Raw genomic sequence first — 11,737 nt, forward strand, 5'->3', positions numbered from 1 at the left:
CTGAGAGGAGCGTCCCGTGCCTCCCACCGACGCGAGTGCCAACGCAGGCACCGCCCCGGTCACAGACACCGGCACCGGCACCGGCACCGGCACCACGAGTCCGACCGCTCATGAAAGCCGTATCGGTCCGGCTGGCGATGCGGGTGCAGACAGCGAGGACACGTTGGACCTGCATCTGCCCGACGAATTCGTCGCGCTCTTCGCGGAGGACGCCGGCGCCCATGCGAGACGAAGCCTTGGCGCAACCGCAGGTCCAGCACGCGCGTCAGCCACGAGCGCTGCCGCCGTCGCAGGCACAAGCACTGCCGCCATCGCAGGCGCAACCACGTGTGCGTCTGAGGCCCCGCCTGCTTCCCCCGTCCCGAACCCCGAAGATCTCCTCGGCGGCGTAGGCGGCTGGGGCCCGGTCAGCACCCCGGCAGGGGCACTGCACCTAGTACCCGTACGGATTGAGCGAGACCTCCCGATCATCAGCTGCTGGATGAACGACCCTGCCGTCACGGTGTTCTGGGGCCTCGCCGGACCGGAGAACGCCATCGAGGAGCACCTGCGGTCCCAGCTCCTCGGCGACGGACGCAGCGTCCCGTGCATGGGCCTGCTGGAAGGCACGCCGATGAGTTACTGGGAGATCTACCGAGCCGACCTCGACCCGCTGGCTCGCCACTACCCGACGAGGCCCCATGACACCGGAGTCCATCTCCTCATCGGTGGTGAGGGTGATCGAGGGCGCGGAGTCGGCGGAACCCTTCTCCGAGCCGTCGCCGACCTCGTACTCGACAAGCGGCCCGCCTGCGCTCGCGTCGTCGCCGAACCGGACATTCGCAACACCCCTTCCGTCGCTGCCTTCCTGACAGCCGGCTTCCGGTTCTCCGCCGAGATCGACCTGCCCGCCAAGCGGGCCGCCCTCATGATCAGAGACCGGAGCCTGCGTCACCTGCTGTGACGTCGCGTCGCAACGTCGTCACTTTTGGTACACCGCTCACGCCGATCCGGTTCCCGCTCCCGACGAACCGAATTCCGCCCGAGTCGATCTCCATCTGGACGCAGCGTGACTGCACCACCAACCGATCAGCTCTGCCAGAGCTCAAAGCCCCCAGCCCGATGACCGAACCACCCCGACGCGACTCCGAAATCACCCGGCCAAAGTCGACCGACCTTGATTGCGTCCGGCGCGCAACCGACCACCTGACCACTCCTGCGACCCACCTGAACCATCTCCGACCATGACCGAACGGACCTCGCACGCACTCGACCCGATTCCATCGCCACCCGAGCCGAGCCGATCCTCATCCGGCGATCACCCCGTCTTGATCCAGTCCTCCGGCCCGACCGTGAGCGCTCGTTTGTCAGTGCCGAGTCGTAGGGTGGTCGCTCTATGGAAAAGCCCTCACTCCCCGAACTCCTGCACGCCGCTGTCACCGCTGTCGGCGGCACGGAGCGCCCTGGCCAGGTGACGATGGCCGAATCCGTCGCGGAGGCGATCGACGGCGGCAGCCACCTGCTCGTCCAGGCCGGCACCGGCACCGGAAAGTCGCTCGGGTACCTCGTGCCCGCGCTCGCGCACGGGGAGCGCGTCGTCGTGGCGACGGCCACCCTGGCGCTGCAGCGCCAGCTCGTGGAGCGGGACCTGCCGCGCACCGTCGACGCCTTGCACCCGCTGCTGCGCCGGCGCCCGGAGTTCGCGATGCTCAAGGGCAGGTCGAACTACCTGTGTCTGCACCGCCTGCACGAGGGCGTCCCGCAGGACGAGGAGGAGGGTCTCTTCGACCAGTTCGAGGCAGCCGCACCCACCAGCAAGCTGGGCCAGGACCTGCTGCGGATGCGCGACTGGGCGGACGAGACGGAGACGGGCGACCGCGACGACCTGACGCCCGGCGTGTCCGACCGCGCCTGGGCACAGGTGTCGGTGTCGTCGCGGGAGTGCCTCGGCGCCACGAAGTGCGCCTACGGTGCGGAGTGCTTCGCCGAGATGGCCAGGGAGCGGGCCAAGCTCTCGGAGGTCGTCGTCACCAACCACGCGCTGCTCGCGATCGACGCCATCGAGGGCGCCCCGGTCCTCCCGCAGCACGAGGTCCTGATCGTCGACGAGGCGCACGAACTGGTCTCCCGCGTCACCGGAGTCGCCTCCGGCGAACTCACGCCCGGCCAGGTCAACCGCGCGGTGCGCCGCGCCGCGAAGCTCGTGAACGAGAAGGCCGCCGACCAGCTCCAGACAGCCGCTGAGGGCTTCGAACGGCTGATGGAGCTGGCGCTGCCCGGCCGTCTGGAGGAGATCCCGGAAGACCTCGCCTACGCGCTCATGGCGCTGCGCGATGCCTGCCGCACCGTGATCTCCGGCATCGGCGCGACTCGCGACAAGTCCGTGCAGGACGAGGACGCGGTCCGCAAGCAGGCGCTGGCCTCGGTCGAGTCGGTGCACGACGTGGCGGAGCGGATCACCAACGGCTCCGAGTGGGACGTCGTCTGGTACGAACGTCACGACCGTTTCGGTGCGTCTCTGCGCGTGGCGCCCATGTCGGTGTCTGGTCTGCTGAGGGAGAAGCTCTTCGCCGACCGTTCCGTCACCCTGACCTCCGCGACCTTGAAGCTGGGCGGCGACTTCAATGGCGTCGGCGCCTCACTGGGGCTCGCTCCGGAGGGCACGGAGGGCGACGACCTCCCGCAGTGGAAGGGCGTGGATGTCGGCTCACCGTTCGAGTACCGCAGGCAAGGCATCCTGTACGTCGCCAAGCACCTGTCGCGCCCCGCGCGGGACGGCGACCGCGTGGACATGCTCGATGAGCTGACCGAGCTGATCCAGGCGGCCGGCGGCCGCACGCTCGGCCTGTTTTCCTCGATGCGAGGAGCCCAGCTGGCGGCCGAGGAGCTCCGGTCCCGCATCCCCGAGTTCCCGATCCTCCTTCAGGGCGAGGAGACGCTCGGCGAGCTGATCAAGAACTTTGCCGCCGACCCGAAGACCTGCCTGTTCGGCACGCTCTCGCTCTGGCAGGGCGTGGATGTGCCAGGCCCCAGCTGCCAGCTGGTCGTCATGGACAAGATCCCGTTCCCGCGCCCCGACGACCCGCTGATGAGCGCTCGCCAGAAGGCGGTGGAGGACGCCGGCGGCAACGGCTTCATGGCGGTCGCCGCCACGCACGCCGCACTGCTCATGGCCCAGGGCGCCGGCCGCCTCGTACGGGCATCGGGGGACCGGGGTGTGGTGGCCGTACTGGACCAGCGGCTGGCGACAGCCCGGTACGGGAGCTATCTGAAGGCGTCACTCCCTGACTTCTGGTACACGACGGACCGTAATCAGGTCAGGAAGTCGCTCGCCGCCATCGACGCGTCGGCGACGCAGGCGGAGGCCGAAGCGGCGGCGAAGTAGCTGAGGGACACCGTGGTTAGCCTGTCGCGGCACCGCGACAGGCTAACCACTCGTCCAAAAGCCGCGGACGCCGGGTCTGGTCCGCGCAACGTCCGACCGCGACTACGCCGCCCACCAGCGCTGGCCGTGGCGGCCAGCCATACCGTCCAACGCGCCCTAGACAGCACAGGGCCCCGGAACCGGCGCAGGGGTCCCGGGGCCCGGTCAAGGGGCGACGCCTATCGCTTCGCCCGCCGCAGCCGTCACACGCGCCGCAGCACTGCCACCACCTTGCCCAGGATGGTCGCGTCATCCCCGGGGATCGGCTCGTACGAGGAGTTGTGCGGGAGGAGCCAGACGTGGCCGTCCTCGCGCTTGAAGCGCTTGACGGTGGCCTCGCCGTCGAGCATCGCGGCCACGATGTCGCCGTTCTCGGCGACCGGCTGGCGACGGACCGTGACCCAGTCGCCGTCGCAGATCGCGGCCTCGATCATGGAGTCACCGACGACCTTGAGCACGAACAGCTCGCCGTCGCCGACCAGCTGCCGGGGGAGGGGGAAGACGTCCTCGACCGACTCCTCGGCGAGGATGGGGCCACCGGCGGCGATGCGGCCGACCAGCGGGACGTACGACGCTGCGGGCTTGCCGGCGGTGTCCGTGGGCTGCACGGAGGCGGCCTGGTCGGAGCCGCGCACCTCGTAGGCGCGCGGGCGGTGCGGGTCCCGGCGGAGGAAGCCCTTGCGCTCCAGTGCCATCAGCTGGTGCGCCACCGAGGACGTGCTGGACAGGCCGACCGCCTGGCCGATCTCCCGCATCGACGGCGGGTAGCCACGACGCTGCACGGAATCCCTGATGACCTCGATCACGCGGCGCTGGCGGTCGGTGAGCCCTGAGCTGTCCGCCCGGATGCCGGGAGGTCGACCCGGAAGGGAGCGCTTTTGTCCCTCGGGATTCATGGCTTCGTTCATCGCATGCACCGGCTCGAGTCGGCCCTGGGAGCGGTCCTGGGCAGTGATGGTGGCACTGTCTGCGGTGGTGGTCACGTCGGCCCCTCTCGATGGTCTCCCTGCTGCACAACGGTAGTTGCTTTCGAAAGGTTGCGCCAAACACACGTTCGAGTGAAAAATCGCGAATCGGCTTACGTGATCGCGTGTCGGGGTGTATGGCTGACGAGCTGTCCGGCGGGCAAAAGGGCCCATTGTTGTACTCTTCACCGCCGGGCTGACGACCTCGTGGGTTGTTGCCCCAGTCTGCCATCCGGGATCAGCCAAGCCGGGAACCGACCCCCATCTGTGCGGGAGTCCCACGTCCCCTGCGTGTGGCGCTCACGGTATCTCCGTATGTGCCGCAGCGATACGGCTGTGCATCGGAGTGTCCGGCGGGCGGGGGTGGTCGTACGCCACCTGCTCATGTCTGTGCGACACGCGCATACGGCCTGGATGTATGAGCCAATCCCCACATCTAGTGGTTGGATTGCGGCAGCAGCCCAGAAGTTGTGGTCCCCCCGGTCTTCGGACTCTCGGAGATCGCCTATGCTTGGGGCTGCTTCGCGGGGCCCATGAGGTCCAGCGAGGCTATTGAGTCTGCTGTGAAGGAGGGTTGGAGTTATGCACTGCCCCTTCTGCAGGCACCCCGACAGCCGTGTCGTCGACAGCCGTACGACCGACGACGGCACGTCGATCCGCAGGCGCCGCCAGTGTCCTGACTGCTCCCGTCGTTTCACGACGGTGGAGACATGCTCGCTGATGGTGATCAAGCGGTCCGGAGTCACCGAACCGTTCAGCCGTACCAAGGTCATCAACGGCGTGCGCAAGGCATGCCAGGGACGACCTGTCACCGAGGACGCGCTCGCTCAGCTCGGCCAACGGGTCGAGGAGGCGGTGCGGGCCACCGGAAGCGCCGAGCTGACCACCCATGACGTGGGGCTGGCCATACTCGGCCCGTTGCAGGAACTCGACCTCGTCGCCTTTCTGCGATTCGCCTCCGTCTACCGGGCTTTCGACTCGCTCGAGGACTTCGAGGCCGCGATCGCAGAGCTGAGGGAGCCGACGGGAAGCCCCGCCGCGGACGAGGACGACCGCGAGGACGACGTGGGCGCAGTCACGGGGGGCCAGGAAGACCACCGCGGGTCCGGAGGGACTGCACAAGTCCCCGTGCCCGCCAACGCCGCCGACTAGGGCGGGCCGGATCCGGACGCCAGACCGGGATCCGGCCGAGAGAGCGGCGACAGAAGACCTGCTGCGGGCGGCGATCAGAGGGTGCTCGCAGCACCAGACACAACACGTGCCACGGGGAACATCGGGGCACTTCAGGGCGTTTTAGCCCGTACAGGGAGGCGGCATGACAGAGACGGCGAGCGGTCCGGCACGGAGTTCCCGCGCCAAGGGCACCAAGGCGACCAAGGGACTGCGTATCGAGCGCATCCACACCACCCCCGGCGTGCACCCGTACGACGAGGTGGCCTGGGAGCGCCGTGACGTCGTCATGACCAACTGGCGCGACGGCTCGGTCAACTTCGAGCAGCGCGGCGTCGAGTTCCCCGGCTTCTGGTCGGTGAACGCGGTCAACATCGTCACCAGCAAGTACTTCCGCGGTGCCGTCGGCACCCCGCAGCGCGAGGTGAGCCTCAAGCAGCTCATCGACCGCATCGTGAAGACGTATCGGAAGGCCGGCGAGGACTACAAGTACTTTGCCTCGCCCGCCGACGCCGAGATCTTCGAGCACGAGCTGGCGTACGCCCTCCTGCACCAGATCTTCAGCTTCAACAGCCCTGTCTGGTTCAACGTCGGCACGCCCCAGCCGCAGCAGGTCTCCGCCTGCTTCATCCTGTCCGTCGACGACTCCATGGAGTCGATCCTCGACTGGTACAAGGAAGAGGGCATGATCTTCAAGGGCGGCTCCGGCGCCGGCCTGAACCTCTCCCGGATCCGCTCCTCCAAGGAACTGCTGTCCTCCGGCGGCAACGCCTCGGGCCCGGTCTCCTTCATGCGCGGTGCCGACGCCTCCGCAGGAACGATCAAGTCGGGCGGCGCCACCCGTCGCGCGGCCAAGATGGTCATCCTCGACGTCGACCACCCCGACATCGAGGACTTCATCGAGACCAAGGTGAAGGAAGAGGAGAAGATCCGCGCTCTGCGTGACGCGGGCTTCGACATGGACCTGGGCGGCGACGACATCACGTCCGTCCAGTACCAGAACGCCAACAACTCGGTCCGCGTGAACGACACCTTCATGAAGGCGGTCGAGTCGGGCGGCAAGTTCGGCCTGACCTCCCGTATGACGGGCGAGGTCATCGAAGAGGTCGACGCCAAGGCCCTGTTCCGCAAGATGGCCGAGGCCGCCTGGGCCTGCGCCGACCCCGGCATCCAGTACGACGACACCATCAACCACTGGCACACGTGCCCGGAGTCCGGCCGCATCAACGGCTCGAACCCGTGCAGCGAGTACATGCACCTGGACAACACGTCCTGCAACCTCGCCTCGCTGAACCTGATGAAGTTCCTGAAGGACGACGGCAAGGGCAACCAGTCCTTCGACGTCGAGCGCTTCGCGAAGGTCGTCGAGCTCGTCATCACCGCGATGGACATCTCCATCTGCTTCGCGGACTTCCCGACGCAGAAGATCGGTGAGAACACGCGCGCGTTCCGCCAGCTCGGCATCGGCTACGCCAACCTCGGCGCCCTGCTGATGGCGACGGGCCACGCGTACGACTCCGACGGCGGCCGTGCCCTCGCCGGTGCCATCACCTCCCTGATGACCGGCACGTCGTACCGCCGTTCCGCCGAACTCGCCGCGGTCGTCGGCCCGTACGACGGCTACGCCCGCAACGCGACGCCGCACCTGCGCGTCATGAAGCAGCACGCCGACGCCAACGGCAAGGCCGTCCGCATGGACGACCTCGACACGCCGATCTGGGCCGCCGCCACGGAGGCCTGGCAGGACGTGCAGCGCCTGGGCGAGAAGAACGGTTTCCGTAACTCCCAGGCGTCCGTCATCGCCCCGACCGGCACCATCGGCCTGGCGATGTCCTGCGACACCACCGGTCTCGAGCCCGACCTCGCGCTGGTCAAGTTCAAGAAGCTGGTCGGCGGCGGCTCGATGCAGATCGTCAACGGCACCGTCCCGCAGGCCCTGCGCCGCCTGGGCTACCAGGAGGAGCAGATCGAGGCGATCGTCGCCCACATCGCCGACCACGGCAATGTCGTCGACGCCCCGGGGCTGAAGCACGAGCACTACGAGGTGTTCGACTGCGCCATGGGCGAGCGCTCCATCTCCGCGATGGGCCACGTCCGGATGATGGCCGCGATCCAGCCGTGGATCTCCGGCGCCCTGTCCAAGACGGTCAACATGCCGGAGTCGGCGACCGTCGAGGAGGTCGAGGAGATCTACTTCGAGGCCTGGAAGATGGGCGTCAAGGCGCTCGCGATCTACCGCGACAACTGCAAGGTCGGTCAGCCCCTCTCCGCGAAGACCAAGGAGAAGGAGAAGGCCGAGATCACGGAGAAGGCCGAGGCCGCCATCCGTGAGACGGTCGAGAAGGTCGTCGAGTACCGCCCGGTCCGCAAGCGTCTCCCGAAGGGCCGTCCCGGCATCACCACGTCCTTCACCGTCGGCGGCGCCGAGGGCTACATGACCGCCAACTCCTACCCGGACGACGGTCTCGGCGAGGTCTTCCTGAAGATGTCCAAGCAGGGCTCGACGCTCGCAGGCATGATGGACGCCTTCTCGATCGCGGTCTCCGTCGGCCTCCAGTACGGCGTGCCGCTGGAGACGTATGTCTCGAAGTTCACGAACATGCGCTTCGAGCCGGCCGGCATGACGGACGACCCGGACGTGCGGATGGCGCAGTCGATCGTCGACTACATCTTCCGTCGCCTGGCGCTGGACTTCCTGCCCTTCGAGACGCGCTCCGCGCTCGGCATCCACTCCGCCGAGGAGCGTCAGCGTCACCTCGAGACGGGCTCCTACGAGCCCAACGAGGACGAGGTCGACGTCGAGGGCCTGGCCCAGTCGGCGCCGCGCGCCCAGGAGCTGAAGGCGGTCGCCGCGCCGAAGGGCGAGGCCTCGGTGGTCAAGCCCGCTCCGCAGCAGGCCCACACCAGCGCCGAGCTGGTGGAGATGCAGCTGGGCATCCAGGCCGACGCCCCGCTCTGCTTCTCCTGCGGCACGAAGATGCAGCGCGCCGGCTCCTGCTACATCTGCGAGGGCTGCGGCTCGACCAGCGGTTGCAGCTGACACCGGCCGCGGCTGGACCCCGACCGTCGGACAGCCCTGAAGGGCTCTGACGGCAGGTAGCTCACAAAGAGGGGCGCCGACGACATGTCGGCGCCCCTCTTCGTTGTACCGCCCGCGCGTTGGCGACTACGTCCACGCGCGTGTGCGAGCGACTGTCAGGGCCGGCGATCCCTGCCCATGACCGCTGTGAACGTCGCCGGGTCGTCCTCGAAACCGCGGATGCCCGCGCGGAACTCCCATGTGCTCGATCCCTCGCGCACGAACTCCGCGACCGTCGCCGCCGTCGAGCCGAGCACGCCGCCGAAGTCGTCCTCGGCCATGACGGTGTAGCCCTCACGGATGCGCAGGGCCGGCTTGATGACACTGACGAAGGTGCGCTCCGCCGGGCGCTGCTGGATCACGACGCCGACCATCACGCGCGCGTACCGGCTGTCGAGCCGGTCGAGCTCCACGGTCAGCACCTCGTCCCAGCCGAAGCCCTTGCCGTCCTTGCTGTCCCGGTTGAGATAGATGGTGCCGTCGGGAGAGCGGCTGTCGAAGTGCACCACGTAGGCGGGATCGCCGTAAGGATCACTCGTCAGATAGGTCGCGGCCACTATGTCCAGATCGGTGGGCGGCTGCCCGGCCGGACTCGGATCCCACTTGAGCGAGATCTCGACTTTCCGGGCTCCCTTGTTGATGGCGTTCACCAGGCTTCCCCTTCCCCGTGATGCGAAATGCTCCCAGCCTGAACTGCCCTGCGGACAAGGCCGGTTGTCCATCCTGCCACGCGCGTGGGATCACGCGTGGGGGACCTGTGGCGCCGACGGTGACCAGCGCCACGCTGAGTGGCCTTACCATGGCGCGGTGCTGGTCAAGTGGATTCGCTGCACCGTGGTGGACCGCCGCGGCTTCGAGCGGGGGCAGCGAAAATGGGCGGGGCTTCTGGGGGAGCCGGGATTTCGGGGGCAGGGTGGTGGCTGGAGCCGGGGGCGGCAGGGGGTGGCGCACATCTTCTCGTTCTGGGAGAGCCGTTCCTTCTACGACTCCTTCATGGCCCGCTCCCATGACCGGCTGGCCGCGGCCCAGTCCGGCACCTTCAAGGACGTGCAGGTCAAACTGTTCGACTACCGCTTCGACGTGAAGACCGGCTTCGAGCCGCGCTTCACCGACGCCGACCTCGTCCGGGTGGCCCACTGCCGGGTCCACGAGGAACGTGCCGAGCACTTCACGCTCATGCAGGAGAAGGTCTGGAACCCCGCCATGGCCGGCTCCCCGGGCATGGTCCGCGGGCTGTTCGGTGAGGCGCCGGGCCATGAGTTCCTGGTGCTGTCGATGTGGCACTCGGCCGCCGAGCACGGCAAGTACCGGACCGAGCGCGTGGAGCGACTGGCGCTGCGCGCCCAGATCGAGGCGGATGTCGCGGCCCTTACGGGTGACATCGTGGAGCTCGAAGCAGCCTGGACGGTCTGAGATAGTTTGAAATCCAAACCCGCTGTGTGAGTGTCTTAATGTGGCCGGTGATACAGGAAATGTGTGACCTACGCCGTATGGAGCCCGTACGAGTGCTCGATCAGGTGTCAGCCGATCTAGGGTTTTGGCATGGCACGACCACGGCGCATCGTCCTTGTCCGACACGGGGAGTCAACGGGCAATGTTGATGACACCGTTTACGAGCGTGAGCCCGACCATGCGCTGGCCCTGACCGAGCGGGGCTGGCGACAGGCGGAGGAGACGGGCAAACGCCTGCGGGAGGTTTTCGGCCGCGAGCGCGTCAGCGTGTACGTCTCGCCCTACCGCCGTACCCACGAGACCCTGCGCGCCTTCCACCTGGACCCCGAGCTCATACGGGTGCGTGAGGAGCCCCGCCTGCGCGAGCAGGACTGGGGGAACTGGCAGGATCGCGACGATGTACGCCTCCAGAAGTCCTACCGGGACGCCTACGGCCACTTTTTCTACCGCTTCGCCCAGGGTGAGTCAGGTGCCGACGTGTACGACCGGGTCGGCAACTTCCTGGAGAGCCTGTACCGCAGCTTCGAGGCGCCCGATCATCCGCCGAACGTGCTGCTCGTGACCCATGGGCTGGCCATGCGGCTGTTCTGCATGCGCTGGTTCCACTGGACGGTCGCCGACTTCGAGTCGCTGTCGAACCCCGGGAACGCGGAGATGCGGATGCTCGTTCTCGGGGACGACGGCAAGTACACGCTTGACCGGCCGTTCGAACGCTGGCGTGACCCGGAACCGTACGGGATCACCGGATAGAGTGGCAGGGCGATGACCGCTGACTCCTCCCCCGAAGGGCGCCTGGACCGCGCCCTCACCAGCCTGCGCGGACTCGCGGTGGGGGATGCCCTCGGCTCGCAGTTCTTCGTGCCGGTGAACTATCCGCTGCTGAAGCGGCGCGAGCTCCCGTCCGGCCCCTGGCAGTGGACGGACGACACGGAGATGGCCTGCTCCGTGGTCGCCGTCCTGGCCGCCCACCAACGCATCGACCAGGACGCGCTGGCCAGCTCCTTCGCCGAGCACCACGACTTCGACCGCGGCTACGGGCCCGCGGTCAACCGGCTGCTGCGTCTGGTCAGGGAGGGCGGGGACTGGCGCGAGCTGTCGGCCGCGCTGTTCAACGGCCGGGGCTCCTGGGGCAACGGCGCCGCGATGCGGATCGCACCCCTCGGGGCCTGGTACGCGGACGACCCCGAGCAGGCGACCCACCAGGCCGAGATCTCCGCCTATCCCACCCATCAGCACCGCGAGGCCGTGGTCGGCGCCATGGCCGTCGCCGCGGCTGCCGCGCTGGCCGCTGCCCCTGGCGGTCCGCCCAGCCCGGAATCGCTCCTGGACGACGTCATCGCTCTGGTGCCGAAGAGCGCGGTGGGGGCAGGTCTGCGGCGTGCCCGGGACATGCTCGACTACGGCGACGGGGGCACCGTCGCGGCCGTCCTGGGCTGCGGACGGCGTACGACGGCCCATGACACGGTGCCCTTCGCTCTCTGGTCCGCCGCACGGGCCCTGGGCGACTACGAGCGGGCTTTCTGGACGACCGCGCAGGTCGGCGGTGACGTCGACACCACGTGCGCCATCGTGGGCGGTGTGATCGGCTCGGGGAAGGCCGGGGCGGTGCCGGCCGATTGGGCGGAGCGGACGGAGGCGCTGCCCGAGTGGGCGCCGACGGTGATGACC

General features: G+C 68.3%; 9 protein-coding genes. 7 read left to right on the plus strand and 2 right to left on the minus strand.

What is annotated here, in order from left to right:
- Window positions 1-16 precede the first annotated feature (16 nt).
- Complete coding sequence (locus tag AC3ETA_RS34850) at window positions 17-943, plus strand: GNAT family N-acetyltransferase (RefSeq protein ID WP_432196893.1); 927 nt, start codon at window positions 17-19, stop codon at window positions 941-943.
- Window positions 944-1,375: 432 nt separating this feature from the next.
- A complete protein-coding gene (locus AC3ETA_RS34855) occupies window positions 1,376-3,364 on the plus strand; it encodes an ATP-dependent DNA helicase (RefSeq protein WP_432196894.1) in 1,989 nt (662 codons plus the stop codon).
- A gap of 242 nt (window positions 3,365-3,606) precedes the next feature.
- Here AC3ETA_RS34855 and lexA read toward each other — a convergent pair whose 3' ends face one another.
- Entirely contained in the window at window positions 3,607-4,386 is a 780-nt protein-coding gene (lexA, locus tag AC3ETA_RS34860) for a transcriptional repressor LexA (protein WP_432196895.1), read from the minus strand.
- Between the two features lie 564 nt (window positions 4,387-4,950).
- Between lexA and nrdR the strand changes: the two genes are divergently transcribed.
- Together nrdR and AC3ETA_RS34870 are read left to right on the plus strand one after the other, a co-directional pair.
- A complete protein-coding gene (nrdR, locus tag AC3ETA_RS34865) occupies window positions 4,951-5,520 on the plus strand; it encodes a transcriptional regulator NrdR (RefSeq protein ID WP_432196896.1) in 570 nt (189 codons plus the stop codon).
- Window positions 5,521-5,683: 163 nt separating this feature from the next.
- The gene (locus tag AC3ETA_RS34870; protein ID WP_432196897.1) at window positions 5,684-8,578 is read left to right on the plus strand and encodes a vitamin B12-dependent ribonucleotide reductase; all 2,895 of its coding nucleotides are present in this window, start codon (window positions 5,684-5,686) and stop codon (window positions 8,576-8,578) included.
- A gap of 155 nt (window positions 8,579-8,733) precedes the next feature.
- Here AC3ETA_RS34870 and AC3ETA_RS34875 read toward each other — a convergent pair whose 3' ends face one another.
- The gene (locus AC3ETA_RS34875) at window positions 8,734-9,267 is read right to left on the minus strand and encodes a TerD family protein (protein WP_432196898.1); all 534 of its coding nucleotides are present in this window, start codon (window positions 9,265-9,267) and stop codon (window positions 8,734-8,736) included.
- A 157-nt stretch (window positions 9,268-9,424) separates the two neighbouring features.
- Between AC3ETA_RS34875 and AC3ETA_RS34880 the strand changes: the two genes are divergently transcribed.
- From AC3ETA_RS34880 to AC3ETA_RS34890, 3 genes are all read left to right on the plus strand, one after another.
- The gene (locus AC3ETA_RS34880) at window positions 9,425-10,030 is read left to right on the plus strand and encodes a YdbC family protein (protein WP_432196899.1); all 606 of its coding nucleotides are present in this window, start codon (window positions 9,425-9,427) and stop codon (window positions 10,028-10,030) included.
- Window positions 10,031-10,159: 129 nt separating this feature from the next.
- Window positions 10,160-10,819 carry a histidine phosphatase family protein gene (locus AC3ETA_RS34885; RefSeq protein ID WP_030944720.1) on the plus strand — a complete coding sequence of 220 codons (660 nt, stop codon included), beginning with the start codon at window positions 10,160-10,162 and terminating at the stop codon, window positions 10,817-10,819.
- A gap of 12 nt (window positions 10,820-10,831) precedes the next feature.
- Window positions 10,832-11,737, plus strand: a 906-nt coding sequence (locus tag AC3ETA_RS34890) for an ADP-ribosylglycohydrolase family protein (RefSeq protein WP_432196900.1), incomplete at its 3' end; no start/stop codon positions are given.

The organism is Streptomyces sp. bgisy027, assembly GCF_057710365.1.